Origin of the sequence: Dactylosporangium sp. CA-233914 (genome assembly GCF_050942935.1) — a bacterium.
GTDB lineage: Bacteria > Actinomycetota > Actinomycetes > Mycobacteriales > Micromonosporaceae > Dactylosporangium.
Map to the genome: position 1 here is coordinate 644,112 of NZ_CP192030.1, position 26,742 is coordinate 670,853.

At 72.4% G+C, this 26,742-nt stretch carries 20 protein-coding genes; 10 read left to right on the forward strand and 10 right to left on the reverse strand.

Annotation, left to right across the window (positions count from 1 at the left end; genetic code table 11):
• The first annotated feature begins 40 nt into the window (after positions 1-40).
• The 5 genes from ACQPY0_RS02970 to ACQPY0_RS02990 all read left to right on the forward strand — a co-directional run bounded on the left by ACQPY0_RS02970 (position 41) and on the right by ACQPY0_RS02990 (position 7,229).
• Positions 41-1,612, forward strand: a complete 1,572-nt coding sequence (locus tag ACQPY0_RS02970) for a S8 family serine peptidase (RefSeq protein WP_432984196.1) — start codon at positions 41-43, stop codon at positions 1,610-1,612.
• Positions 1,613-1,707: 95 nt separating this feature from the next.
• Complete coding sequence (locus ACQPY0_RS02975) at positions 1,708-4,662, forward strand: esterase-like activity of phytase family protein (RefSeq protein ID WP_432984199.1); 2,955 nt, start codon at positions 1,708-1,710, stop codon at positions 4,660-4,662.
• A 131-nt stretch (positions 4,663-4,793) separates the two neighbouring features.
• On the forward strand, positions 4,794-5,039 hold the full coding sequence (locus ACQPY0_RS02980; RefSeq protein ID WP_432984202.1) for a PspC domain-containing protein: 246 nt from the start codon (positions 4,794-4,796) through the stop codon (positions 5,037-5,039).
• A gap of 202 nt (positions 5,040-5,241) precedes the next feature.
• Positions 5,242-5,763, forward strand: coding sequence for a SigE family RNA polymerase sigma factor (locus tag ACQPY0_RS02985; RefSeq protein WP_432984205.1), 522 nt, complete (start codon positions 5,242-5,244; stop codon positions 5,761-5,763).
• Positions 5,764-5,846: 83 nt separating this feature from the next.
• On the forward strand, positions 5,847-7,229 hold the full coding sequence (locus tag ACQPY0_RS02990; RefSeq protein ID WP_432984208.1) for a hypothetical protein: 1,383 nt from the start codon (positions 5,847-5,849) through the stop codon (positions 7,227-7,229).
• Here ACQPY0_RS02990 and ACQPY0_RS02995 read toward each other — a convergent pair.
• Positions 7,199-7,822 (reverse strand): class I SAM-dependent methyltransferase, encoded by a 624-nt coding sequence (locus ACQPY0_RS02995; RefSeq protein ID WP_432984211.1) that lies wholly within the window; start codon positions 7,820-7,822, stop codon positions 7,199-7,201. The two genes, ACQPY0_RS02990 and ACQPY0_RS02995, sit on opposite strands and share 31 nt — an antisense overlap.
• Before the next feature lie 73 nt (positions 7,823-7,895).
• Positions 7,896-9,917 (reverse strand): glycoside hydrolase family 6 protein, encoded by a 2,022-nt coding sequence (locus tag ACQPY0_RS03000; RefSeq protein WP_432984214.1) that lies wholly within the window; start codon positions 9,915-9,917, stop codon positions 7,896-7,898.
• A gap of 333 nt (positions 9,918-10,250) precedes the next feature.
• Between ACQPY0_RS03000 and ACQPY0_RS03005 the strand changes: the two genes are divergently transcribed.
• Positions 10,251-10,802 carry a GNAT family N-acetyltransferase gene (locus tag ACQPY0_RS03005; RefSeq protein WP_432984217.1) on the forward strand — a complete coding sequence of 184 codons (552 nt, stop codon included), beginning with the start codon at positions 10,251-10,253 and terminating at the stop codon, positions 10,800-10,802.
• Between the two features lie 397 nt (positions 10,803-11,199).
• Here the strand turns inward: ACQPY0_RS03005 and ACQPY0_RS03010 are convergent, their stop codons facing one another.
• Positions 11,200-11,979 (reverse strand): MBL fold metallo-hydrolase, encoded by a 780-nt coding sequence (locus ACQPY0_RS03010; protein ID WP_432984220.1) that lies wholly within the window; start codon positions 11,977-11,979, stop codon positions 11,200-11,202.
• A gap of 131 nt (positions 11,980-12,110) precedes the next feature.
• Here ACQPY0_RS03010 and ACQPY0_RS03015 point away from each other — a divergent pair, with 131 nt between their 5' ends.
• The 4 genes from ACQPY0_RS03015 to ACQPY0_RS03030 are packed head-to-tail and all read left to right on the forward strand — an operon-like array spanning position 12,111 to position 18,512.
• A complete protein-coding gene (locus tag ACQPY0_RS03015; RefSeq protein WP_432984223.1) occupies positions 12,111-13,490 on the forward strand; it encodes a hypothetical protein in 1,380 nt (459 codons plus the stop codon).
• Entirely contained in the window at positions 13,487-14,197 is a 711-nt protein-coding gene (locus tag ACQPY0_RS03020) for a hypothetical protein (RefSeq protein ID WP_432984225.1), read from the forward strand. The genes ACQPY0_RS03015 and ACQPY0_RS03020 overlap by 4 nt, the downstream gene beginning before the upstream one ends.
• A complete protein-coding gene (locus ACQPY0_RS03025; protein ID WP_432984228.1) occupies positions 14,197-15,327 on the forward strand; it encodes a hypothetical protein in 1,131 nt (376 codons plus the stop codon). Before ACQPY0_RS03020 ends, ACQPY0_RS03025 begins: the two co-directional genes overlap by 1 nt.
• Complete coding sequence (locus ACQPY0_RS03030) at positions 15,261-18,512, forward strand: hypothetical protein (RefSeq protein ID WP_432984231.1); 3,252 nt, start codon at positions 15,261-15,263, stop codon at positions 18,510-18,512. Before ACQPY0_RS03025 ends, ACQPY0_RS03030 begins: the two co-directional genes overlap by 67 nt.
• Positions 18,513-18,533: 21 nt before the next feature.
• Here the strand turns inward: ACQPY0_RS03030 and ACQPY0_RS03035 are convergent, their stop codons facing one another.
• The 7 genes from ACQPY0_RS03035 to ACQPY0_RS03065 all read right to left on the reverse strand — a co-directional run bounded on the left by ACQPY0_RS03035 (position 18,534) and on the right by ACQPY0_RS03065 (position 26,740).
• Positions 18,534-19,427, reverse strand: coding sequence for a bile acid:sodium symporter family protein (locus ACQPY0_RS03035; RefSeq protein ID WP_432984234.1), 894 nt, complete (start codon positions 19,425-19,427; stop codon positions 18,534-18,536).
• Positions 19,428-19,429: 2 nt separating this feature from the next.
• Complete coding sequence (locus ACQPY0_RS03040) at positions 19,430-20,758, reverse strand: Dyp-type peroxidase (RefSeq protein WP_432984237.1); 1,329 nt, start codon at positions 20,756-20,758, stop codon at positions 19,430-19,432.
• Positions 20,755-21,708, reverse strand: a complete 954-nt coding sequence (locus ACQPY0_RS03045) for a hypothetical protein (RefSeq protein ID WP_432984240.1) — start codon at positions 21,706-21,708, stop codon at positions 20,755-20,757. The genes ACQPY0_RS03040 and ACQPY0_RS03045 overlap by 4 nt, the downstream gene beginning before the upstream one ends.
• Positions 21,709-21,798: 90 nt before the next feature.
• Entirely contained in the window at positions 21,799-22,332 is a 534-nt protein-coding gene (locus ACQPY0_RS03050) for a hypothetical protein (protein WP_432984243.1), read from the reverse strand.
• Positions 22,333-22,848: 516 nt separating this feature from the next.
• On the reverse strand, positions 22,849-24,135 hold the full coding sequence (locus ACQPY0_RS03055) for an AAA domain-containing protein (RefSeq protein ID WP_432984246.1): 1,287 nt from the start codon (positions 24,133-24,135) through the stop codon (positions 22,849-22,851).
• Positions 24,132-25,616 carry a hypothetical protein gene (locus ACQPY0_RS03060; RefSeq protein WP_432984249.1) on the reverse strand — a complete coding sequence of 495 codons (1,485 nt, stop codon included), beginning with the start codon at positions 25,614-25,616 and terminating at the stop codon, positions 24,132-24,134. Before ACQPY0_RS03060 ends, ACQPY0_RS03055 begins: the two co-directional genes overlap by 4 nt.
• Positions 25,613-26,740: a hypothetical protein gene (locus tag ACQPY0_RS03065; RefSeq protein ID WP_432984252.1), complete on the reverse strand. Its 1,128-nt coding sequence runs from the start codon at positions 26,738-26,740 to the stop codon at positions 25,613-25,615. The genes ACQPY0_RS03060 and ACQPY0_RS03065 overlap by 4 nt, the downstream gene beginning before the upstream one ends.
• Positions 26,741-26,742: the final 2 nt, after the last annotated feature.

The window sequence follows — 26,742 nt, forward strand, 5'->3', positions numbered from 1 at the left end:
CAGCCGGCGCGCGTGGCCGCGAATCCGGTGGTGCTTGGCGGTGGGGCTCGGGGTCCTGTTCCTCGCCGCGCTGCCGATGCTCCCGGCCCGCGCCGACGACTCGTTGTTCGTCAAGTACTACACGGTGACCTCCTCCTACCAGGCCGCTCCGGAGAACCTCGCCGAGATCGCCCAGCGCTTCCTCGGGACCACGGACCGGGCGGTGGAGATCTTCAACCTGAACGTCGGCCGGGAACAGGCCGACGGCGGCTCGCTCACCGACCCGGCCAAGCTCAACCCGGGATGGCAGCTGGTGTTGCCGTGGGACGCCGTCGGGGCCGGCGTCCAGTACGGCACGCTGCCGGTGTCCGCAGTGCCCCCGACGGTGCCCCCGGCCACCCGTACCGCCGTTCCTCGGACAAGTGCGCCCCCCGGTCAGGCGGGACCGAGCGGCGGCGTATCGCGGTCACCGGCGGTGCAGCCGAGCGCGGCGGCCAAACCGACCGGCGCGCAGTGCTCGGCGCCGGCCGCCTCGGCGGGCCCGGGCGGTTCGGACTGGGCCGCGGGGCGGCTCGCTCTCGACCGGACCTGGGCTCGGAGCCGAGGCAAGGGCCAGCTGATCGCGATTGTGGACTCCGGCGTGGACGGCAGCCTTGCTCAGCTCACCGGACACGTAGCCGTCGGCGTCGACATCGTTTCGGGCACTGGCCGGGGCGACACCGACTGCCTCGGCACCGGTACCGCGATGGCCGGCATCGCCGTCGCGCAGCGCAGCCAGGGCGGCGGGCTGGTCGGCGTCGCGCCGGACGCCACCGTCATGCCGGTCCGGGTGGCGACCACCACCCCCAAGGCCCAGCCGGCGGACCAGGCGACCGCCATCGAGGTGGCCGTCGCCTCCGGGGCCACGGTGATCGCGCTCGGCTCCTACGTGGACACCAACGACACCGGGGTGGCCAAGGCGATCGACGCCGCCGCGAGGCACGACGTCGTCGTGGTGACCGGCGCCGCGCTCGCCTCGACGCCGGTCAATCCGGCGGCCATCCTGTCCGACGGCGGGGTGCTGCGGGTCGGCGCCATCGGCAGCAACGGCCAGCTGGCGGACACCTACCGGGCGGGCGGCGTCGATGTGGTCGCGCCGGGGATCGACGTCACCAGCCTCGGCATCGCCGGCACCAAGCCGTTCGTGGGCAGCGGCACCCAGTATGCGGTGGCGCACGTGGCGGGCCAGGTGGCGCTGGTACGCTCGGCCTTTCCGGCGCTGAGCGCCGCTCAGGTGGCGATCCGCATCAAGGCTACCGCCAGCAAGTCCACCGACTCCGCCGCAAGTGTCGGGTACGGCAACGGGGTGATCGATCCGTTCACGTCGGTGAGTGCCGTGCTCGACGGCGAGGCGCCGGCAGCCCTCGCGGGCGACCGGCCGGGCGGCCCGGCGGGCGGCTCGCATCTCACCGGCGGCCGGGTGGCGGTCCTGGCGATCGTGGCGCTGATCATGCTGATCACGGTGGTCCTGCTGGTCCTTCGGCTCCGGCTGGTGATGCGCGGCGACGCCGCCAAGGACGGCGACCCGGACGACGAGCACACCGGCCCGCCCTCTTCCCCGTCGGCCTCCTCCCATTTGAACCGGGCGGGGTGAGCGCGGCGTGACCGGGTACCGAGCGGCGCCCGCCCCGAGCAATGCGCCGGTGAGCAAGGTGGAGCGGGTCTCGACCCGGCCGTGGAGCCGGCGCGGTGGAGGTCGACGGCAGCGCGGCGGCGGAGCTGCGGCACTGCGCGATCCGGGGGACCAGCTCTGCCGGGCTGTTGGCGGCCGGCGAGGCCATGGCGGAGGGCACTGCTCTGGTGATGGAGGAGACCGGGGGTAACGGGGTCGTCGACGGCCGCACCGCCCGGGTCGTGCTCACCGATACCCACCTGACGAAGGTGGGCGGCAGCGGTGTCGTGGTGGCTGAGCGTGCCGCGCTCACCCTGGCGCGGTGCGACATTGGTCACGCCGCCGGCGCGGGCGTTGAGGTCGCGGGCGGCGGCCAGGCCCGGCTGACCGACTGCCAGCCGCACGATCTGACCGGTGACGGCATTCGGGTGGCCGGCAGTTCGGCGTTCGGTCCGGCGTGGTGGCCGCTGCTGCGCCCGGAGCGGTCCGTGACCGCACCCGCGGGCGTGCCGGGCGATGCCGGCGGGGTGCTCGTCGAGCGCTGCACGATCACCCGCAGCGGGGCGACCGGTGTCGCGCCGGGCGGCTTCGGCCAGCTGCACCTGACGGGGTCCACAGTGGACCATGTGGGCGGGCAGGGGGTCCTGGCGGCGGACGACAGCCGGCTGGCGAAGGCCGGCAGTCAGATCAGAGGTGCGGGTCACCGACGGACGCATCCTGCACTCCACCACGTCAGCGTGACAGTTTCCGCACCGGATTCATGGAGGGATCGCCAGGCGTTCATGCGGCTGACCGGTGACGGTCTCCGAGGTCTGCCAAGATCACGACGCATGTCTCATCGCAAGATTTCTGCCGCGCTGGTGACCCTGGCGGTCACCTCGGCCGGCCTCATTCCTGGCACCGCCGCGAGTGCGCACGGCAATCGTTCCCTCTTCTGGGACCGGCAGGCTACCTACCCCGTCTACCAGAACGGTCCCGCCGTCCCGGCCACGGCGGCCGAGATCTCCGCGGTCACCGACGACGGCCGCACCCTGATCTACACGGACGCGTTGGCCAAGCGGATCGGCTTCGTCGACATCGGCAACGCGCGCAAGCCCAAGGGCCTCGGCACGCTCGGCGTCAACGGGGAGCCGACGTCGGTAACCGTCCGCGGCGACTACGCCCTGGTGGTCGTGGACACCAGCGAGAGCTTCACCAACCCGTCCGGCGTGCTGCAGGTCGTCCGGATCAAGGACCGCAAGGTGGTTCGCACCATCGACCTCGGTGGCCAGCCGGACTCCATCGCGCTCAGCAAGGGCAACAAGCGGTACGCCGCGATCGCCATTGAGAACCAGCGCGACGAGGGCGTCAACAACGGCGACCTCCCGCAGGCCCCGGCCGGCTTCGTGCAGATCGTCGACTTCCCCTCGGACAACCCGGCGAAGTGGTCGGTGCGGAAGGTGACGCTGCCCGCGCAGACCCTGGCCCAGGCCGGGATCGTCGCGCCCGAGGACCCCGAGCCCGAGTACGTCTCGATCAACGAGAAGGGCAAGCTGGTCGTCACGCTGCAGGAGAACAACGGCATCGTGGTGATCGACCTGCGGTCGGGCAAGGTGGAGAAGGCGTTCAGCGCCGGCACCGCCACCGTCAAGGGGATCGACGTCAAGAAGGACGGCAAGATCGATCTCACGGGCCAGATCACCGACGTGCCGCGGGAGCCCGACTCCATCGCCTGGGTCGACGACCGCTATGTCGCCACGGCCAACGAGGGCGACTGGAAGGGTGGCACGCGCGGCTGGACGGTGTTCGACACCCAGACCGGGCGCGTGGTCTGGGACGCCGGGAACACGTTCGAGCGGCTCGCCGTCACCTACGGGCTGCACAACGAGGACCGGGCCGGCAAGAAGGGCACCGAGCCGGAGGGGCTGGCGATCGCTACGTTCCACGGCACGCGGTACGCCTTCGTGGGCTCCGAGCGCAGCAACTTCGTCGCGGTGTACGACCTGAGCAACCCCGCGCGGCCGGTCTTCAAGCAGGTGCTGCCGACCACCAACGGGCCCGAGGGGCTGCTGCCGATCCCGGGGCGCGACATGCTCGCGGTCTCCAGCGAGGTCGACGACGCCTCCGTCAACGTCCGCTCCAGTGTCTCCCTCTTCGCGCTCGGCCGCGACGAGCCGGGCTTCCCGAGCATCGTCAGCCGCGACGACATCGGCTGGGGTGCGCTCGGCGCGCTGTCGGCCGTGCCCGGCAAGCCTTCGAAGCTGTACTCCGTGACCGACTCGGCCTACACGCCGACCCGGCTCCTCACGATCGACACCAGCGGCAAGCCGGCCGAGATCACCAGCGCGCTGACGGTGACGGACGCGGCCGGAGCGCCGGTCGGGTACGACGCGGAAGGCATCTACGCCCGGCCGCAGGGCGGCTTCTGGCTCGGCGTCGAGGGTGCCACGGGTGACGCCAACAAGCTCGTCCGGCTCGACGCGACCGGTCGCACGGTCGAGACGGTGTCGCTGCCTTCCGAGGTCGCCGCGGGCCTGTCGAAGTGGGGCATCGAGGGCGTCACCGGCTCGGGCAAGTACCTGTGGGTCGCCCTGCAGCGCGAGCTCAGCACCGACCCGAAGGGCGTGGCCCGCATCGGCCGGTACGACACCGTGAGCAAGCAGTGGACGTGGTACGGCTACCAGCTGGAGACCACCACGACCGCCGGCGACTGGATCGGCCTGTCCGAGATCGTCGCCGTCGACGAGCACACCCTCGCGGTGATCGAGCGCGACAAGCTCAACGGCCCGAACGCGAAGATCAAGCGGGTGTACACCGTGACCGTGCCCGCCCAGGACCCGGCCGCCGGCACGCTGCCGGTCCTGCGCAAGCGCCTGGCGATCGACGTGCTCCCCGCGCTGCGCGCCGACAACGGCTGGACCCAGGAGAAGCTCGAGGGCCTGACGATCGGCGGCGACGGGCAGGTGTACGCCATCACGGACAACGACGCCGTGAAGGACGCCACCGGCGAGACGGTATTCCTGCGCCTCGGCCCGGCCCGCAAGGTCTTCTGACGGCGGCGACCCCGGCCCCGCTCAGGGTCCGACGCCCAGGGAGGGGCCGGGGTCGTTCCCCGATGTCCGAAGGGTGCCCACGGCGCGATGCTGAATGCATCAGATTCGGTACCCCGGACAAGGAGCCAAAAGTGGAAACCGTCTACGGCTCGATGCGTCAGCACGGCCTGGTCCGCCCGACGCAGGGTCGCCTTCTCGGTGGTGTGGTCGCGGGCCTCGGACAGCGGTTCGGCATCGACCCGTGGCCCGCACGCCTGCTGTTCATCCTGATCCTGCTCGCCATCCCCGGCTCGCAGATCCTGATCTACCCGATCCTATGGCTCCTGATGCCGTCCGAGGAGTCAACGACCCCCGCGACGCCGGCAACCCCCGTCTGACGGGCCGGAGCCACACGAAGTCGTCAAGGGCAGTGAGCAGCACCAGCCGGATCATTCCTCCCCGAGTAACCAGCGCTTTTCAAGAGCCCGCCCGAGGCAGCGTGCGAACTGCCGGAGGCGGGCAATCCCCGCCTGACTGGTTCCAACCCGGCGGGCCGGTCGAGGCATGTACTCGGGTAGGGCCGGTCGGGGGAGGAGCCGCGTGGACGACGAAGAGGGGTTTCGCGAGTTCGTGCGGGCGCGGCTGCCGCGGTTGTCGCGCGCCGCGTTTCTGCTCGCCGGCGGGCATGCGCAGGCCGAGGACCTGCTGCAGGGGGCGCTGATCAAGGCGGCGCTGGCCTGGCCGCGGATCGCCGGTGCCGAGGACCCCGAGGCGTACGTCCGCAAGATTCTGTACCACGAGCACGTGCGCACCTGGCGGGTGCGAAGGTGGCGCGAGCAGTCCACCGCCGACGTGCCCGATCGGGCGTCCAGCGCGGACGAGACGAACCAGACCGTGCTGCGGGTCGTGCTCCAGCAGGCCCTGAGCAGGCTCACACCCCGGCAGCGGGCGGTCATCGTGCTGCGGTACTTCGAGGATCTCTCCGAGGCCGACACCGCGCAGGTCATGGGCACCTCGGTCGGCACCGTCAAGAGTCAGACCAGCCATGCCCTGGCGCGGCTGCGCACGCTCGCCCCCGAGCTCGCCGGGCGGGTCGAGGAGTCGATGGAGGTGCGCTCGTGAGCGGTCCGGAGCGGAGCGGAGGGGCCGCTCACCATGGGGTTCAGTTTCCTCGCGGCGGCACCGGAGCTTGCGGAGGTGCCGGCGTGAGCGGGCTGGCCGAGATGCTCGACGACATCGCCGACCAGGCGAAGGTGTACGACGTCACCGAGGTGGCCGTGCGCGGGGCGCGCCGACGCCGGCGGGCGCGGATCGCGGGCCGGGCCGGGCTCGGCGTGCTCGTCGTGGCCTGCCTGCTCGGCGGGGTGGTGTCGGTACTGCCGCTGTTCCGCTTCGGTGGCATCGGGGGGCCGGAGGGCGGGCCGGGGCGGCTCGACGGCGAGCCCTCGGCCGTGGTCCGGCCCCTGCTCGACTCGCCCACGCGTGGGCCGCTGGCCGGCGACGCCGCCTTCCTGAACTCGGTGCTGGACCGGATCGTCGCCGACCCCGAGCAGTTCGGGCTGCCGGGGGACCGGGCACGGCTGCGCGTGCTGTTCGCCGGGGACGTGCCCGGGAACCGGCGCCTGGTGATCGTGGCGGGGGCGACGGCCGCGCCACGGAAGGTCAACCTCCTCGGGCCGCGTGGGGCGAAGGCGGAGCGGCTCAACCTGGCCAACTGGGGGGACCTCGGCGAGCCGATCGTGTGGGATGAGTGGCGCGGCGGCGAGCACAACTCCGGGTACGTGCTGGTGCTCAGCCCCATCGACTACGACGTGTCGGTGTCGTCCGCGCCCCGCTACCTCGCCGACGGCAGCATCACGCGCGAGTGGCAGGCGGAGCCGGCCGGGTACCTCCTGCGCGACACCGCCACGCTGCCGGCCGGGCTGCGGGTGCGCTTCCGGGGCGGGAACAAGGTGTTCTACGAGGGCTCGGTGCCTTCCGGTCGGACGGGCACCGTCGATCCGTCCCCGCTGTACGGCCGCGGCAAGCCGGCCCCGCGCGCCGCCGAGGTGGCCGCGAACGCGCTCGCGTACCAGTTCGGCCTCACCGGCCCGGACGTGCACTACGTCGTGCTGTGGAGCGACGACTTCGAGGTCGTCGACCCCGACGGCCAAGGCTCCGGCCTCGGCCAGATCGCGACCGTGATGGCGCTGACGGCGGACGGCGGCGGCCCGTACATCACGATCGCCACCGACACGAGCCCCCAGCCGAACAGCCGCAACCACCCCACCGGCGCCGGCATCGCCGGCGACCCGGCGAAGGCGCTCATCGCCATGCGGCTGCCGACCTTCAGCGCGGACGAGCCCGACACGCTGCAGATCATCGCGCCCCCGGCCGCCGCCCGCTTCGAGGTCCGCCAGGGCGAGACGGTACTCGCCCAGGGCGCGCTGACCGGCGGCGTCGGCCAGATCGAGCTGCCGGGCCCGCTGAACGCGACAGTCCGCGCCTACGACGACACCGGCACGGTCATCGCCGAGCGGCCCTTCGTCGATCTCACCCCCGGCACCGGGCCGACCAACTACACCGAGCCCGAGATCAGGGGTTGGTGAGTAGCGGCTTCCGGGCTACCACGTGGAAGAAGGTCCTTGAGGTAGTCGCGTCCGAAGAAGTGCCGGAGGTGGCCTTCGCGGCAGTACATGTTCGGGCCGACCTCATCGCCGGTCCCGCAGTACGGATCGTCCGTCGACTTGACGCTGAAGACCAGAACGCCGTCTGCGGTGAGGACCCGCCGTATCTCGGCGAAGAGTGACCGGGTGGTTGTGTCGTCGAAGTAGTGCAGCGACAGGTGGGCATACACGCCGTGCATCGAGGCGTCGGGCAGTGGCAGAGGTTCGGCCAGATCGTGGCACAGGGCGTCGACATCGAGATCGCGCTCGGCGGCTCCGCGGCGCGCCTGTCGCACCGAGACGGGTGAGAAGTCGATCGCGGTGACCCTGCATCCCGCTTCGGCGAACGCTATTGCGTCATGGCCCTGCCCGCAGCCCAGATCGGCGACGCGTGGATTCTCGACCTTTGTCACCAGCTCGACGAAGCGCTCGCGCAGTTCGCGGTGCAGCGGGTCCTGGCCGGTCGCGCCCCGACGATGGTGCCACGTGTCCCAGATGTGGACCTGTGATGGAAGTGCCGCCGTCGGTGTCCTCACGTCCGCACGATATGGGACGAGGGCCCCCGGCGAACCGGGGGCCCTCTTGGTGGAGCTGGTTACAGCGAGCCGATTACAGCGCCGGGTAGGCGTTCTGCATGAGCTGCTGGAACTGGGCCGAGAACCACGCGCCGGAGACCGGGGCGTTGGGCAGGGCGCCGCTCAGGCTGTTGCCGTTGCGGCCGTTGCCCGTGTAGGTCGGGTCGCACATGCGGTCGAAGCCCTTGCCGCCCGGGTTGTTCGGGCCGGTCGGGACCAGCGAGGACGAGCCGTCCGACTCGCCCGGGGGCTTGATCCAGACGTAGGCGTCGATGCCGGCGGCCGGCGTGGCCCGCGGGCGCTCGCCGAGGCCGGCGCCGCTCTGGTTGCACCAGTTGCCGGCGTGGATGCGGCGGTCGATGCGGGACTGGTCGACGTAGGTGTTCATGTCGGTCGAGGTGCTCGCCGCGGTCGGACGGGCCGAGCCGCCCCAGCCGTTGCGGGAGGTGTCGATCAGCATGCCGATGTTGGAGTTGAAGCCCTGGGAGACCAGCTGGGTGCGGAACGCCTGGGCGAAGGTGAGCTCATCGGTGTAGAAGTTCCAGTCCACCCACTTCGACTGGCGGACCGACTGGCCGTTGACCGTGGTGGACGGCTGCACCCACGGCTCGGACAGGGCCGAGTAGTTCGCGGTGTTGGTGATGAAGCCGTCGACCGTGTTGACGCCGCCGACGGCGCCCTTCGCGGTGCTCGCGAAGAGGGAGGCGGACGGGCCGAAGTTGCTGTCCCAGCCGATCCAGCCGTGGTGCGCGGCGTCGATGTAGTTGTAGGTGTTGGAGCCCGCGGCGTGCAGCTTGCTCAGGGCGTACTGGACGCCCGTCACGTAGTTGCCGTTGGACTTCATCGTCGCGCAGGCGGCGGTGGCGCCGGCCTGGCCGTCCGCGTTGGTCACGAGGTTCGGCAGCGAGTCGATCTCGATGATGTTGACGATGCGGAGCGCGGAGTACTTGGTGTCGGCCTCGATCGCGGCGATCGGGTCGATGTAGTCCGTCTTGTAGCGGCCGATCTCCGTCGGGCCGAGCTCGCCGTTGGAGGCCAGCGCGGCGCAGTCCCGGCCGGGCAGGTCGTAGATCACGAACTGGGCCAGCGTCGCGCCCTGGGCCAGGGCGTTGTCGAGGTGCTGGCGCAGGCTCGTGGTGTAGCCCGAGCCGGACGGGGCGGTGATGGCGGCGATCGAGTCGAGCCAGACACCGGTCGGCTGGTTGGAGACGCGGCTGCCGCCCGCCTCCGCGGCGGCCTTGGCCGACCAGTCCGGGTTCACGTAGACCTTGGCGCCGACGTACGGGTTGTCGACGTGGGTGCCGTTGTTGCCGCCACCGGTGGTGACGCTGATCGACACCGCGGTGCTCGTGGTCGACACGTTGGACGCGTTGTACGCCTTGGCGGTCAGCGTGTAGTTGCCGGCGGCGACGTTGGTCCAGCTGTAGGTGTACGGCGAGCTGGTGTCGGCGCCGAGCAGCGTCGAGCCGTTGTAGAACTCGACCTTGCTGATCGTGCTGTTGGTGGCGGAGGCGTTCGCGGCCAGGCCCACCGTGGCGGGCGCGGTGAACGAGGAGCCGTCGGTCGGGCTGGTCAGCGATACGACCGGCGCGCCCGGGTTGTTGTTCGAGCTCGACGGCGACGGCGACTGCGACGACGGGCCGCCGGTGGTGCCGCCGGTGCAGGCGGTCCCGTTCAGGGTGAAGTTGGTGCCGGCCGGGTTGCTGCCGCTCCAGGCGCCGGTGAACCCGAACGAGATCGTCCCGTTGGTCGCGACGGTGCCGTTGTAGCTGAGGCTGGTCGCGTTGACGTGCACGCCCGACTGGGTCTTGTCGGCGTTCCAGATCTGGCTGATCGTCTGGGAGCTGTTACCGAAGTCCCAGCCGACGTTCCAGCTGGTCACGGCATCACCGAGGTTGGTCACGTCGACCTGGGCCTGGAACCCGCTCGGCCAGGAGTTGACGATCGTGTACTTCGCTGAACATCCGGCCGCCGCGCTCGCCTGGTTGGCGACCATGACAGCACCGCCGGTCGCCACGAGGGCGGCGGCGGATATGAGGGCGATCTTGCGCCTCATCGATTCTCCTCACATAGACGGGTCGGAATCGAGGTGCAGCTACCGTCCGCACCGCCCTGGGACCGCGTCAAGGAGAGCCGTGCCAGGCGGGCCCTCTAGCTCGTAAGTGCCTGGTAACCGACCTGAAACTTACGCTGCGAAACGTGGCGCCCTCGCGGAGTGTTTCGCCGGAGCACCCATCTCCGGCGAGCCTGCGGGCTCCACGCCAGCGCATGTTGCCACGCCGCACCCCGGCTGGGAACGACGGCCGAGGCGCCGGGACAGACATCGATGGCTGGCAACCGAAAGCGCTTTCGGCGATCCGTGAAACTTACCTAAACCATGATGGTCGCCATGTCGGTACACCTTCAGACCGAACGCCTGCAGCTGCGCCGGATCACGCCGGACGACCTGGACGCCCTCGTCGAGCTGGACAGCGATCCCGAGGTCATGCGGTACCTCGGCGGCCGCCCGACCTCGCGTGAGCGGATGCGCGACGAGTACCTGCCGCGCATCCTCGCCTACTATGAGCGCGGCGACGACCTCGGCTACTGGGCCGCGGCGGAGCGGGCGAGCGGGGCGTTCCTCGGCTGGGTCTTCTTCCGGCCGTACCGCGAGGGCGACCCGCACCTGCCCGGGATCGACCGGTCCGGCATCGAGCTCGGCTACCGGCTGCGGCGGGCGGCCTGGGGCCGGGGCTACGCGACCGAGGCCTGCCGCGCGCTGGTCGAGCGCGGCTTCGAGACGGTGGGCGTGGAGCGGGTCTTCGCCGAGACGATGGCGGTCAACACGGGTTCGCGGCGCGTGATGGAGAAGTCGGGCCTGCGTCACACGGCGACCTTCCACCTGCCCGGCGAGCCGGACGAGGAGGTCCAGTACGCGCTGAGCGCCGCCGACTACAGCTAGCTGGGGCCTGTTTCACAAAATCCGTGGTTCGAATTCGGCTGACGATGTAGCGGCGCGCCATCGGATCCACGGCCGATTGACTTGAGGCCACATGGCTGTATTCTGAAGGTGTTCGACGCACCACCAAGGGCCGCAAGGGGCCCTGTCGAGTCAACCGGACACCACCGCCCCGGGTACCGCATCATCCAGATGCCGATCCGCGGCGGCCGCAGCGCAGCACCAGCCACACCGGGCTGGGGCCGGCGTGCTCGGCGAAATACCGGAAACGGTGCCCTCGACAACCCCGGGATGAGCCCGGCGCAGCCACTGCACCGGACCGCACCGGAACGACGAGGCGCACACCCCGGACTGTTCGTAGCTCCAGCACTAACCACGAGCTCGAGCTATGAAACAGGCCTTAGCGCAGCGGGGTCGGGACGCCGTGGGCCGGGGCGTGCAGCCGGGACGACAGGCCGGCCTCGCGGAAGGCCAGCTCCAAATCGGCGCGGCCCTCGGTGAAGTGGGACCAGCCGTCGTAGTGGGCCGCCACGACCACGGCGGCGTCGAGCACGGCCGCGGCGGCCGCGGCGCGGCGGCTGTCCATGGTCAGCGGGCGCCCGCCGAACTTCGCCGGCACCCGCGCGGCCCCGGCGTGCAGCACCGCCGCGTCGACGGCCGGGGCGCGGCGGGCGATCTCGGCCACGGTGCGGATGGAGGCGTTGTCGCCGCTGACGTACACCGTGGGCAGCCCCTCACCCGACAGGACGAACCCGACGACCTCGCAGTTGACGTTGCCGTCGGAGTCGCGCTCGCCGTCCTCGGGGCCGTGGACCGCCGGGACGGCCAGCACGCTCAGCGGACCCACGTCGTGGCTGGTCCACGGGGCCAGGCCGATCGCGGGCGGGCCGAGGAGCTCCGCCGAGCACGGGCCGGTCAGCACCAGCGGGGCGGCCAGCGCGAACGCCCGGCCCCGCTGGTCGAGGTTGTCCGCGTGCGCCTCGTGGCTGACCAGCACCAGGTCGACCGGGCCGAGCTCGTCCTCCGCCGCGACCGGGCCGCGGGTCTTGGTGAGGTACCCCTGCGGGCCCGGCGAGTCGAACGTCGGGTCGGTGACGATCCGCAGGCCGCCCAGGTCCAGCACGGCGGTCGGGCCGCCGAGGATCGCCGCCGCACACGCATGCCGCTCCACGCCTCTCATTGTGATCGCGGGGCGGTGTGAAGGGGCCCACGATCGAGTGGGGATTTCGTCCGCGAACCGGGTGGTCAGTACGGTAGGTGCGTGGGGGTGATCGGGTGGCGGAGGTGACGTCTCCGGTCGGGGATGCCTCCATGCGGGCCCGATGGCGGGCGCTCATCCTCACCGACCCCGTCGCGCGACTGGTCCGCAACGCCGTGCACGCCGACGTCCACGAGGCCTACGACCTGCGCCAGCTCGCGCTGGCCGCGGTCGATGTCGCCGTCGCGTCGCTGGGATTCGCGCGGCCGCTCACGCTGGCCGAGCTGATCGAGGCCGTCGCGGAGCTGGCCGGGCGGATGCGGGCCGGGGCGGCCGAGGAGCACCAGGACGCGGCGCGGTGGGTGGTCAAGGGGCTGCTCAACGACGCCGACAACCAGCGGGCGTTCGTGTACACGTACGACAACCGCGAGGAGTACGCGTTCAAGCTGCTCCAGCTGCAGGACGGGCCGGACGGCGCCGTGGTGCTGGCCTCGCCGCAGGCCGTCATGCTGTACCTCAGCGGCCTCGATCTCGACGTCGACGACGCCGAGGCCGCGTTCTCGGTCGTGCTGCAGCGGCAGCTGCGGGACCGCCGGTTCGAGGCCGCCGGCCGCACCGCCATGCAGGCCGAGCGCGTCTCGGTGGCTATGTCCGCGTCGCTGGCCGACATCCTCGACGCGACCCGGCGCGACGTGCGCTCCGTCGACTGGGTCGCCGACGTGCCGCAGCGCCTCGCCCGGGCGCGGGAGCACGTCGAGGCCCGCATCGCCGCCGACGCCGAGGTGCTCGACCACGTCGCGGCCGGCATCGACGCCGAGACCGATCCCGAGGTCCGCCGGGCCTCCGGCGACCTCGTCGACACGCTGCGCCGCATCCGTCAGGTGCACCTCGACCTGGCCGAGCGGGTCGGCGACGCGCGGACGATCTTCCTGCAGGCCCAGCTGCAGCAAGTGTTCGCCCGGCGGGTACACCTGCGGCTGCTCAACGTCGAACAGGAGCTGCTGCACCCCGTCCTGCGGCTGCCGCAGGAGGAGGCGACGGCGGTGGCCGAGGCGTTCGGGGACCGGGTGCTCGGGCTGCGCATCCCCCGGCTGCTGCAGCTGGACAACCTCGTCGACGTGCTGCTGGCCCCGCCGCGGCTGGCCGGGCCCGGCGAGGAGGAGACCGAGGAGCCCGGCGACACCGACGGAGCCGACCTCCAGTCCTATCCGCCCGCGGTCGTGGCCGAGGCCACGCGCATCCTGCGGCGGGCCGAGCGGGGCCCGGTCCGGCTGACGGACCTGCTCGGCGCCGCCGGGGACGACGAGACCCGGGAGCTGGTGCTGCTCTCGGCGCTGTGGTCGTACGCGCCCGACGTCGTCGACCCGGAGGAGCAGCGCGGTGCCGACCTCACCGCGCTGGTCGCCGAGCGGACCGGGGCGCGCATCGAGCATCCGCTGGTCTGGGGCGACGAGCTGCTGGTGACGTACGTGGACGAGGAGCAGGAAGCGTGACAGTGCCGATCGAGGACGTCCGGGCCGCGGCCGAGCTGGTCGCCCTGGGGCTGCGCACGGGTGCCCGCCCGAGCGACGGCAACCCGTACGGGCGGCTGCTGGAGCGGTACCGCGCCCACACCCTGTTCCGCGACACCGTCGACACGCTCGCGAGCGGGCTCGGGCTGGTCGTGCTCGGCGCGCCGCCGCGGACCGGGCTCGTGCTGAGCACCCAGCCGGGCAGCGTCTTCGCGGTGCGGATGGGCGACCTGCGCAGCACGGGCATGTCCCCGGACGAGAAGCTGATCGCGGGCCTCATCGTGCTGGGCGTGGCCGCCTACGCGTTCCCGCAGGAGGTGGATCTGGACAGTACCGAGGTCAAGACGGTCGAGGTGGCCGCGCTGGACAAGTTCGTCCGGGACACGATCGACCGGGTCCTGGCCATCCCCGGCGAGCCGGACACGGTCGACGGGCAGGCGCGGCTGGCGGCCGAGCTCTACCGGCGCACGGCCGCGTTCCGGCCCAAGGACCGCCAGCCCGGGCCGGCCAAGGGCTGCACGCAGTTCGCCGTGGCCGAGGTGCTGGGCTGGCTCGTCGAGCGGGGCGCGGCGCGGCCGATGCCGCAGCTCGGCCCGGCCACGTATCAGCTCACCGACCGCTTCCGGCTGCTCGTCGCCGACGTCGCCGGCGGCGAGGCGCTGGAGGCGATGCGGGCGGTGCGGCGCTGATGGCGGCCCCCGCGCGGCTCTGGCAGATCCGGCGCATCTACCTCGACCGGATCGGCTCGCCCGCCGCCCGGTTCCGGGAGGTGTGGCTGGACCTGACCGGCCGGGACGGTACACCGCTGGACACCATCCTGTGGATGCGCAACGGCGGCGGCAAGTCCACGCTGATCGCCCTGCTGTGCGCCCTGATCCGCCCCGACCGGCGCGACTTCCTGGCCACCGCCACCACCGGCCGGCACCTGGAGGACTGCGTCCTGGGCGCCGACACCGCGCACGTCGTCGTCGAGTGGATCGACCCCACCGGGCGGCGGCTGGTCACCGGCGGCGTCTACGAGTGGGCCGACCGCGCGCAGCCCGCCGACCCCAACGCGGCCCACGAGCGGCTGCGGCAGAGCTGGTACGCGTTCACGCCCACCGCCGGCGTGGAGCTTGCGACGCTGCCGTACGACTCGGCCGACCTGCGCGAGCTCGTCCGGACGGTCGAGGCGCTGCCGCCCGAGACCGAGCCGGTCGTCACCGCCAAGCAGGAGCGCTGGGCGCAGGCGCTGCAGGACCGCGGCCTCGACCCGGGCCTGTTCACCGCCATCCTGAAGATCAACGCCACCGAGGGCGGGATCGAGCACCACTTCAAGTTCCGCACGGCGGACGAGTTCGTGCAGTACCTCCTCACCCTGGTCACCGAGCCGACCTCGGCCGGGAAGGTCGCCGCGATCCTGCGCACCACCCGCGACCGCCTCGCCCGCCAGCCGCGGCTGCGGGCCGAGGTCGCGTTCTGCGACGAGGCCGCGGGCCTGCTGAGCGACCTCGCCGCCGCCCGGGACTCCCTCGCCGCCGCGGAGACCGCCGCGCGCTCGGCCCGGGGCGAGGCCGCCGAGCTGGCGGGCGCGCTGGGCGCCGCGGTGCGGACCGCCGCGGCGGCGGCCGGGAGCACGACGCCCTCGCCGCCGAGGCGCTTCAAGGTGTACTGCATGCCGCCGCCGAGTCCGAGACCCTCGACGCGCACGCCCGGCACTACCGCCGCCGCGCCGCCGAGCTCGCCCACGCCGACGCCGAGGCGGCGAACCGCATGGCCGGCGAACTGGTCGGCGAGCGCCGCCACGCGCACCGGTCCTGGCAGCTCGTCCCGGCCCTGACCCGGCACCTGGAGCAGGGGCGGCGGCTGGAGGTCGCCCGCCGGCAGCAGGAGCAGGCCGAGGCCGGCGCGGCCCCGCTGCGCCGCGACCGGGCGGCCGCCGCGGCCGTCCTGCTGGCGGTGCTGCGGACCGCCGGCGCGGAGCTTGCGGGGCGGGTCGAGACCCTGCGGGCCGAGGCGCTCGCCGCCCGCGAGCGCCAGTCCACGGCCCGCGCGCTGGCCGACTCGCTGCGGGGCCGCCTGGGCAGCCTCGACGCCCAGCAGCGCACCCTCGACGCGCAGCTGGCCGCCTTCGACCGCGACCTCGCGGCCGCCGCCGAGCACCTTGACGGGGACCTGGAGGGCTCACTGGCCGCGGCTCGTTCCGCGGAGGCGCACGCGGCCGATCGGCTGGAGCACGAGCTGCCCGCCGATGCGGCGCGGCTCGCGCAGGACCGGGCGGCGTACGAGCGCGACCGGGCCGCCGCGCAGACGGACATCACGGAGCTGTCCCGGGACAAGGCCGTCCTGGACGCCGAGCGCGGGCCGTTGCTGGCCGAGATCGACGCGCTGGGCAGCGACCCCCGGCTGACGGCCCTCGCCGAGCAGGACCGCGTCGACCCGATCGCCGCCCGGCGGGTCCTCGCCGACCTGCTCACCGAGGCGGTCATCACCGCCGACCGGCACCGCATCCAGCTGGCGGTCGCCGATGCCGAGGACGACCGGGCGGTGCAGGCCCTCGCCTCCGCCCGCGGCCTCCTGCCGGCCGCGCTGGACCTGGCGCGGGCGGCGGACGTGCTGGCCGCGGCCCGGATTCCGGCGACGACGGGATGGCATTTTCTCGCGGATTCAGTACCGCCATCCGCCTGGCCTTCCGCCATCGCCACGGCCCCGCACCTGGTGGGCGGGTTGCTCGTGCATGACCCGGCCGATCTGGACCGGGCCCGCACCGAGCTCCTCGCCGCCGACCTGTATCCGACCTCGGCTCTCCAGGTCGCTCCTGCGTCGGCCCTCGCCAACATTTCCGATTCCTCGGAGATTCCGGGATTTGTGGTACCTCCGGCGGCGGCGATGTACGACCGGACCGCCGCGTTCGCGGAGGCCGGCCGTCGCGGCGCGGACCGGGCCGAGCGCGACCGTCGCATCCACGACCTGCTGGAGACCCGCGACGGCGACATGCGCCTCAAGACCCGGCTGCTCGACCTGGCCGACCGCTGCCCGCCCGGCCACCGCGAGCACCTCGACGCCGAGCACGAGCGCCTCGCTCTTGGGCTGGCCGCGGCCGGCGACCGGCTCGCCGAGCTGCAGGAGGACCGCATCCGCCTGGACGAGCGGGCCGCGGTGCTGGAGCGCAGCCGCCGCGACCTGGCCGAGCACCGCCGCCGCCTCACCATCCGCATCGCCGCCCTGGCCGACCTGACCCGCCGCGCCCCCGACGCCGACCGCATGCGCCGGGAGCGGGCCGAGCTGCCGGCGCTGCGGGCGAGCCTGCAGGAGCAGCTGACGGCCGCCGAGGACCAGGAGCGAACGGCCGCGGCCGCCGTGGTCGGCCTCGACGCCGACGCGCAGCGGGCCGCGCAGACGATCCGGGAGTACCACCTGCGCGGCGAGGAGCTGCAGCGCATCGCGTCCCCGTTCGACGGCGGCGCCCTGCCGAGCCTGGCCGAGGCCACGAACGCGTACCAGGCCGCCAACGACGCCTATCTGCGCCAGACCTCGGGCTCGGCCCTGGAGGCGACGATCGCCGAGATCACCAGCCGCCTGGCCGCCCTCGACGAGGAGATCCAGCAGTTCGCCGCGGCCGAGCGGTCCACGGCCCAGACACTGCTGGAGTCGGTCGATCCCGCGGACGTCCGCCGATCGATCGACCAGGCCGAGCAGGCGTTCCTGTCCGCCCAGCGCGACGCGACCCTGGCCGGCGCCGCCCTGGCGGAGGCCGCTCGCGCCGTGTCCGCGCTGCCGGTCACATCGCTGGACCTCGCGGTCTCGTCGTTCGAGGAGGCGACCCGCCTCGCCGAGGAGAGCGAGCGCCGGCTCGAGACCGTCCGGGCCGGCGAGCGAGCGGCCCGCGACCGCGCCGCGGCCGCCGAGTCCCGGGCCGAGTCGTCCCGCCGCCGCGCCGGCGACCTGCAGCAGCTGGTCACGGACCTGACCGACGACGACACGGTCGCGGCGGCCGACGCCGCCCCCTTCGCCGGCGACGTGGAGTCCGCCCGCGACCTGACCCGCGGCGCCCGCCGGGCCCTGCAGGCGGCGGACCGCGCGGTGTCCTCGGCCCGCACCCGCCTGAACAACGAGGCGCACCGGATCGACCGCTGGGCCGCCGAGGACCGCTTCGCCACGGTGAGCCCCGAGGTCCGCGACCGCTTCCGCACCAACCAGGTCGACCTGGCCGCCGTCGAACTCCTGGCCGAGCAGCTGCGGACCTATCGCCTGGGCCTGGCCGGCGAGCTGGAGGCGGTCGAGAAGGACAAGCACCTGGTGGTGACGGCGCTGTGCGCGGAGGTCCGCGAGGGCCTGAAAACCCTGCAGCGGGCCCAGCACCACGCCCAACTGCCCCCGGGCCTGGCCGACCACCTGCGCAACCGCCGCTTCCTGGACGTGGGCCCGCGCTCCAGTGTGGACACGAGCGACGCCACGCTGCGCAGCCGGGTCGAGCGCCTGGTCGACCGCCTGGTGGCGGGCAAGGACCCGATCCCGGACGGCCTGACCCTGTCCTGGGAGGCGGTCTCGGCGGTGGTGGGCCGAGGCAACTTCGTGGCCCGGGTCCTGAAGCCGTCCACGGAACTCACGGACGACCGCCAGCCGGTGGAGCTGATGAGCAAGTGGTCCGGCGGCGAAAAGGTGACCATCAGCCTGCTGCTGTTCTGCATGCTGGCCCGCCTGCGCGCGGCCAACCGCGGCGGCGACGTGCCCGGCCTGGGCGTCCTGCCGATGGACAACCCGCTGGGCACCGCGAACTACGTGGCCTTCCTGGACCTGCAACGCCGAGTGGCCGCGGCCAACGGCATCCAGCTGGTCTTCCTGTCGGGCCTCGGCGACATGCGAGCGGTGGGCCGCTTCCCCAACGTGGTGCGGATGCGCAACACCCACAACCGCGGCCGCAACTACGCGAGGGTCATGGAGCGCGAACTGAACGAGGACCAGATCCTGGAGAGCATCACCACGGCGAGGCTCACCTTCCCGATGCAGACCACCCTGCTGTAGCCCGTGGACCAGCCGTGGTGGTCATGGCTCGTTCGCTGAGTGCTCGGCCGCGTCTGGTGGATGGCGTCTGCGGCCGAGGACCGCGGCGGCGGGAACGGAAACGACCATGCTGGTGACGAAGATTCCGGCGAGTGCGCCGAGGATCGCCGGGTCGTTGTGGAAGGCGAGACCGACGGCGGTGAGCGCCGGGCCGACGTTGCGGGTGGCGGCGACGCCGCCCATGGTGGTGCGGCGAGGAACGGGGCCGGTGGCCAGGAGGGTTCCGACGACGCAGGTCGCGGCCGTGAGCACGATTCCGGCGAGGATCGTGCGGGAGCCGAGCAGGGCGGCGATCTGCTGCCAGTTACCGGCGAGCATGCCGGCGAGGACGGCGAGGAAGGTGGCGTTGGACAGCGCGGCGGTGCGCAGCTGCCAGCGGTCGGCGATTTCGGGCCGGGTGTGGCGAACCAGCAAACCGATGGCGAAGGGGACGAGCTGGAGCAGGGCCACGGTGCGGATGAGCGCGCCGACGTCGAGGGTGAAGCCTTCTGCGATGCCGGCAGCGCGGATCACGATGTTGGCGACGGGTGCGAAGCTGACGCTGCCGACGGCGGCGAGGAGGACCTGCATGGCGGCGCCAGTAGTGGCGTCGCCGTGTTGCATCGTGGCGAGCTTGGCGCCGAACGGTCCGCCCGGTGACGCCGCGACGAGTACCAGCGCGATGAACGCCGCGGCGTTCAGGTGGAGCAGGATGCCCAGCGCCCACGCGATCAACGGGACGAGACCGATGTTGACCAGCAGGGCGAGCAGGAGCAGCGGCACATCGGTGGCGACGGCTGTCAACGCGTTGACGGTGGAGCCGAGGCCGGCGGCGAACATGGTGGTGGTGATGAAGACGATCGTGACGACGTTGAGCAGCAGGAGCACGACATCCATGGCTAGCCGGGCAACTCGCCGAGCCACCGCAGAGCGCGCAGTCCGGGCATGAAGCCGTACTCGCCGCCGCGGGTGACGACGAACTGCGGTAGGCCGTGCAGGCGCCGCCGGACCGGTCGTTGCGGGATGGTGTAGTCATCCTGCTCGGACCGCTGGCCGGCGATCGGGTCGCGGGCGGCGCCGGCGCCGAAGAACACGCCGTTGTTGATCCACTCGGACTGCACGAACTCGAACTGCCGGCCCAGATGCGCGCCGACGAAGGCGAACATGATGCCGCGATCGGCGCCGTCATCGTCGAGGACGCCGTCGGGCAGGGGCGGGCCGTAGACGGTGCCGCGCCGAATCATCCGGTGCAACCGCGGTTCGCCGGCGACGTCGGCGTCGCGGGGATTCGCGCGCCGGATGTGGCTGCCGCCGGGCGTCACGTACCCGGTGGGGTCGTCGGCGTAGCCGAAGGCGTTGCGCCGGTACGGGTCGCCGCCGAGATCCGGGTCGTCGTTGTGCGGGCTGAGCGCGAGCGGGGTACCGCTGCGCCAGCGCCCCATGAATTTGGCGGCCAGCAGGGCCTGCTCGTCGGGCGTGGCGGCGTGTTCGGCGAGGTAACGACGAAATGCCGCGACGCGCTGATGGAGCTTGCGGAACGCGACGTAGCTGCCGTTGCGACCGAGGACCTCCGGCTGGACATGCTGGGTGCCGCCGAGCTCGTCGGGGTAGCCTACGACGAACTCGCCCGGTCGCAGGGGTGTTTCGAGGGGGTTGGAGCCAGGGATGCCGCTGCCCTCGACGGCAGGGTGGCTGATCCCGTCCCGGTAGCCGAACGGTTCGGTCTCGTCGGCTGTGGCGTGGCAGTCCTGCCGCCAGATCGCGGTCACGCCGGGTAGCGTCGCGTAGGCCGGGCGGGCGCGGTCGATCGCGGCGTCGAGCCGGTCGCTGTCCGGCGCGACCACGGTCAGCGCCAGATGCACGTCCGGCGAACCCAGCGGCGGTTCCCAGTGTTCGGGGGCGCTGTCGCCGGTGTCACCGAGCGCCGCGGCGCGGGCCGCCATGCCCTGCCGGAACTCCCACGCGAACGTGTCGAGCGACTGCCGCGGCACGCCGAGCGCGCGCAGCCCGTGGTAGGTGACCGCCACACTGACCGACGTGTCGCCCAAGGGATGTGCTGCATCCGCGGCCGACGTCACGACCTCGGCAGCGCGGCGCATGAGTTGGCGACCGTCGGCTTGGTCGTCGATGCGCAACAGCAGGTACGTCGCCGCGTAGGGTGTGGGCCGGGGGCTGAGCACTCCTCGCTGGATGTCGTGCAGGTCCAGCCGCGTGGTAGCCCGCGTCATGTCCGGCGCTGCGGGTCGGTGGCCAGGTTGTGCCAGAATCGGCGCAGGCTGTCGTCGGCGCCGAACAGCGTGCTGAAGATCGTCGAGTCGGCGACCAGGATGTCCGCGGCCCGCTGTCCGCCGGGCGGCATCCACAGCAGCGCGTTGAACTGGCTGTTGCCCGCCTCGACGAACGGGTGCGGCCGCGAGGTGTCGATGGGTTGACGGGCCAGCACCCGCACGACGCCGGGTTCGTCCGTCGTCACGGCGTAGTGCGGCAGATGCTGGTGGAAGTTGAAGCCGGTGACGCCCTCCAGCCAGCCCCGCTCGTCAAGGTCGGAGTCGATCGACAGTGGGGCGATGCCGCCATCGCCGCGGACCGCGGGCCGCAGTCCCCAGCGGTTCTCCACCGGCACGCCGAGCCCGGCCATGACGGAGCGGGTGTACCGGCCGAACCGCTGCTGGCGGGGCACCAGCGGATCGCCGTGATGGTGGTACTCGGCATCGCGTTGCTTCAGATCGTCCGTCGCGCCGACGTCGTGGTGCGGGCCGAGCACCAGCCGGGCCTCCGGCCGGGTCAGGAACTGCCGCAACGCTTCGATCTCGGCGTCGGTGGCCTCCTGGCCGGTCACCATGTGGTCGAGGCCGAACAGCAGCAGCACGTCAGTGTCGCCCAGCACGCGCTCGTCCAGCGGCGCGACGGCACCCGCCTGGTCGACGCGCTGATACACCGCGACCGGATGACCGGTCACCTCCAGCACGTACTGCTGGAACGGCTCCCAGGCCAGGAAGAACAGTTCCAGCGAGCCGGCGACGCCCTGCAGATACCGGCCCGGATCCGACCATTGCGGGTTCTCGTAGGCCGGCCACGCCGCCCGGCGGACCTCGGTCATTGTCGAGTACCGGTTGTCCAGCTCGGCCGGGTCGCGCCCGGCCTCGGCGGGGTAGCTCCAGGCCACGTAGACAGTCACCCGCCGACGTCCCGGTGTGGCCGGTCGGCGCTGGTGGCGCTGATTGTACGTGCGGGCGGTGCTCCACTGCTCCATAGACGGTCCCCGGCCCTACTGCAGCTGATCCAGCATGGCGGAAAAGGCGTTCTTGACCTGCAGCGCCCGCTTGATCTCGTCGGCCGTCACGTACGGGTACTCGCCGTACTCCATGAAGCTCGGGCACTGGTGTTCCCGCACGAACCTGACGAAGGCCTCCGGATTCGCGCGCCAGTCCTCCGGGAAGCCCTCAAGATTCTCGAACACCGTGGCCACGCCGGCCTTGATGAACAACGCGACGGCGTCCTCGGTGTACTTGTCGAAGTCGGTGTCGAAGATTCCCTGGTACATGAACCGGGTGTCGTTGTCGAACAGCACCCACCGCAGGTAATGCAACTTCAACGGCGCGAGCAGCCGCGGATCCACCTCCAGCGCCTTGGCCAGTGTCTGCCCATAGGCGCGCACCGCATCCGCGCGCCCCGGCTTGACCGTAGCGATGACCGTGAACCCGTAACACGCGGGCGTCCGCGGATAAACGGGCCCATACTTGCCCTGCGGAAGCTGACTGGTGTCCGCCGGTAGAACAACGGCCTCGGGCATGATCTGCATCCAGCACCCCTACGACGAACAGCCAAGACGGCAGCTTCGATACCGATCAACCATGCCGACGGTGAACCTGCCAAGTCCTCACCCCCTGCGGATGACGTCAGGGCCGCGTGTCACCGGCGAGCGCGCGCCAGGCGGCGTGGTCGTCCGGTAGCGCCTGCCGCAGCACGGCGACGCGGGCGCGATCGGCCCGCGAACCCCTCGCGTGCGTCCCCGTGCTCCGCTGACCAGTTCACCCGTATTCATCTCCCGTAACCGCCTCCGCAGCCGCGAACGCTGGGCGGGCCCCGTCCACGCGGCGTCCCGCCCCGAGAGCAGCGCCACGGCGCCCCAGGCGGTCGCCTCCGACCAGGCCCGCGCTCGCGACCCGCCCCGGCTCGCGATGTACCGGTCGACGGAGACGTCATCGATGACGCCACGGGCTGGGCTGCGCAACTCGCCACGCGCGGCGAGGTACTGCACCTGCCGCTTGCTGACCATCAGCGGAAACCGCCGCGTGGAGGTGTCCGTTTCGGGGTGCTATGCCGGGATGCGGTGGGTCTCCAGGTGGGACATCACGGCCTGGTTGGCCTCCCAGCCGTCGGGGAATTTCACCAGCTCGTTGAGGTACATCCGGCCCGTTGACGGGTGGGCGTCCAGCAACTCCGTGATGCCCGCTCTCGCCACCGCGATGCAGGCGTGGCGGTGTCTCGATGTCAGCACGCACAGGCGGCCGGATTCCAGGTGGAAGGCCGTGGCGTCGCGGCGGCCGGACAGGGGGTGCCACACGATTGTGACGTCGTACTCGCGGCCCTGCAGGCGGTTCGCCGTGTCCACGGTGATCGTGGAGTCGGGGGAGAGGAAGCGGCGGACCGCGGCGGCCTGGTCGCGGTGGGCGGTGCCGATCGCGATGCGGTCCGCGGAAACCGGGGCGCCGGCCGGGGACTTCTCCGAGACCGCCACCGCGCCGCGCTCCAGCAGGCGGATGGCCAGCGACGCGCAGGCCTGCGCCACCTCGGCGTCGGTGCGCATGCTGTGCCGGGCCGGGAGCTCGTGCAGGGCCCAGCCCGTGTCCGCGGCCGTCTCCAGGGTACTGTCCAAAGGGGACGATCCGAAGGCCTTGGTGGCGAACGACATCGAGCGCTCGTGCAGCCCGGTGCCGGACGTGAAGCCGGTGAACGGGTAGAACGCCTCCGACACGACCGGGGCCGCCGTGGCGGGCAGGCGCCAGGAGACCGGGAGGCGGTGGACGGGGACCTCGTTGTGGCGCAGCAGGACCGCGACCGCGCTGAGTTGCGGATCCCAGGACAGGCCCGCCCAGCGCTCCGTCTCCACGGTCGAGAACGGGTCCAGTTGGCCGGGGTCGCCGACGAAGAGGGTGCGCTCGAAGCGGCCGGCGACCTGCAGAAGAGCATCGGAGCGCATCTGGTACGCCTCGTCGACGATCGCCCAAGGCCAGGCGCCCTGGGTCAGCGTCGACCACTTGGCCGCGGTGCCGACCGTGACCGCACAGCCGGCCAGGCCCGCCACCGCGTTGTCCACGGTGACGTTGTTGTGCGCGGCGATGCGGGGCACCGGGACGTACCCCTGCGCGGAGAGACGGCCGATCGCCAGGCCGGGCTCGGCGCGGGCCAGCGCGGCGATCAGGTCGTCGACCTGCTCGTTGGTCTGCGCCACGATCGCCAGCGGCTCGCCGGTCCCGGCGATGTGCCGGGCCGCGCGAACGACCAATGTGGACTTTCCCGCGCCCGGCGGGGAGTCGACGACCACGCCGGGCGCGTCGGCGAACTGCAGGTCCCGCAGCACTGCGGGCAGCACGTCGGTCATGACCAGGCCTCCACCGCGTCCTCCTCGGTCGGTTCCGGCGGCGGGGGCGGGCCGCCGTGCGTCCACGGGGTGTCCTCGACCGCCGGGAAGTTGCCGCCCGGCTGGAAACCCGCGGACACGGTGCTGTACGTGACCCGCTCGCCGAACTCGGGAACGCTGCCCGGGGCCGGGGTCAGCGCGCGGCCCATGCCGCCGGTAAGCTCCAGCCGGACGTCCAGCCCACCGTCCACTTCGGACACCGTCAGGATTCGGGCGGTCTGGGTGCGGCGGGCCGGCGATCGCAGCTCGGCGCCGACAGTCAGGCGCAACGGATCCGAGGTGCGGACCGTCACATGTGGACGGAGCTTGCGGCGCGGGCCCGTGGCGTCGAGACGGTCCGCCTCGGCGGCGACGACCTCGCCCGCGAACGCCTCGCCGGCCAGCCGGAACTCGGCCATCACGAGCGGGTCGTCAAGGGCGCGCTGAGCGTCGTACTGCGCCTGCGCCCGCTCCAGCCGGTTGAGGCGCTTGGCCGCGGCGACCGCGCTGTCCCGCCGGGCCTGCGGCAGCGATCCCGGCTCCTGCACATACGTGGCGAAGTTCGTGTACGCGTCGCGGTCGTCGGCCCAGCGCTCCAGCACGCTCGCGCCCGGCGGCAGCGTGCGCAGCAGCGAAACGGCCCGCCACATCAGCCGCCAGGTCGGCTCCAACTGGCCGCGCAGGACCGACTCCAGGCGCTCCCGGGCGGCCCGGCGGGCGACGGAGTCGGCGTCGGTCTTGGCGTATCGCTCGATCGCCGGCGCCAGGCTGCCCGCGTCGAAGGCCGGGTCGGTGGCCGGGCCGGCCGGCGGCCAGATGTCGGGGTCCTCGGCGTCCAGCGCCGCCTCGAACGGGGAGCGGTCGTCCTGCGGGTCCAGCCAGGCCAGGACGGCGGCCAGGTTCGCGTCCTCGACGGCGCTCTGGCCGGTCGCCCAGTGCTGGGTGAGCGTCGAGGTCATCGCCAGCATCAGCGCCGAGCCCGGGTGCTCTGCGCGCTCGGCGAAGAACGTCAGCCACTTGCCGAGCAGGGGGACGACGGGCTTGACGGCGTATTCTCCGTACGTGCGCCGAAGTCGGGTCGAGCGGCCGAAGAGCCGCACGAACTCGACGCCGCCCGGGTTGGGCACGAGCAGCTGCGGCGCGTCGGTGAAGCGGCGCCGGCCCTTGACGTCCTCCTGATGGCGCGCGAATCCGTCCACATAGGACACGACGAGGCGGCCGAGCTCGGCGGCGAACTGGAAGCGCTGGTCGCGGTTGCGGGGCTGGGGCACAATCAGCAGGCGCGGCCGGTCCGGGTCGTCGCCGGCCAGCGCGGCGAGCGGGGCGTTCGCCTCACCGGCGAGCGTCAGCGGTATGAACACGAGCGGCCGCTGCGCGACGTGCGTGTGACGGACCGTGGTGATCGGCTGGGCGGCCTCGTGCCGCACGGCAAGCGCCCGCGCGAGTGCGGTCAACGAACTCATGCCAGCACTCGCAGGGACTCCTCGCGCAGGCGGAGCGCGGCTCGCAGTACCGATGCGGCCTCCTGCTGGTCCGGCGACGGGGCGAGCTCGCCCGCCGCGAGGCGCAGCGCGGTCTCGACCGACTCCACGCCGCCGAGCTCCTCGCGCACCGACTTGCCCAGCGCGTGCGTGCTGCCGAGGGCCTCGGCGCGGCAGAAGTACGACATCTCGCACATCGACAGGCACTCGGGTGAGTAGCGCGCGGGGATGTTCTCGATCGCGGTGCACAGCTCGCCGATCGGGCGTGTGGGGCGGCCGTCGCGGTCGGGGGCGAGGTCGAACGTCAGGTCGTCGTCGAGCGGATCGAGCAGCTCGTCGATGCGGGTCATCCGGCGCAGCTGGCGCTCCAGCACGGTCAGCTGCCGGCGTACGTCGAGCTTCGTGGCGACCGCGTGGTTGGAGAAGTTCTCGGGGCAGACCAGCACCACGTCGTGCGAGACGTTCTCCGGGTCGTGGCCGAGGTCTTCGAGCAGGCGGCGCAGCGCCACGACGTACACCGCGGACTGCACGGCCGCCGAGGCCACCTTCCCGCCGTCGGCCTGCCCGTCGATCACGGCGAAGGACTTGATCGCGATGACGTAGAACTTGCCTTCGTACTGCAGCGCGATGAGGTCCGGCTCCAGGAACACCTGCCGGCCGCCGACCGGCAGCTTCAGCAGGGGGTGGTCGAAGAGCGTGCCGAAGTCCGCGGTGCCGGCGGCGGCCGCCCCGAGCACCTGGCGCGCCAGCTGGTGGCGGACCTCCTGGGTGTCGTTGCCGCCCGCGTCTTCCAGGTCTTGGTACGCCACCTCGGGGATCTCCAGCCGGAGGACCTCGCGCAGCAGGCGCAGCAGCTCGGCGCAGCCGTTGGCCTTGACCTGCGCGACGAACGCCTGCGTGCGGGTGATGGCGAACGGGGACTGACCGTACGGCGGGGCGAACCCGGCCCGGGCGGCGACGGCCCGCTTGTCGACGCCGCCGGCGTCCATGACCGCGCGGCGGGCGCAGCCGGGGTTGGTGGTGAGCGCGGCGATCGTCCGGGCGTTGTGGGCCTTGGGCGGTACGGGTCCCCGCAGCTCGGCGAGCCGTTCCTCGGTGCTGTTCACGG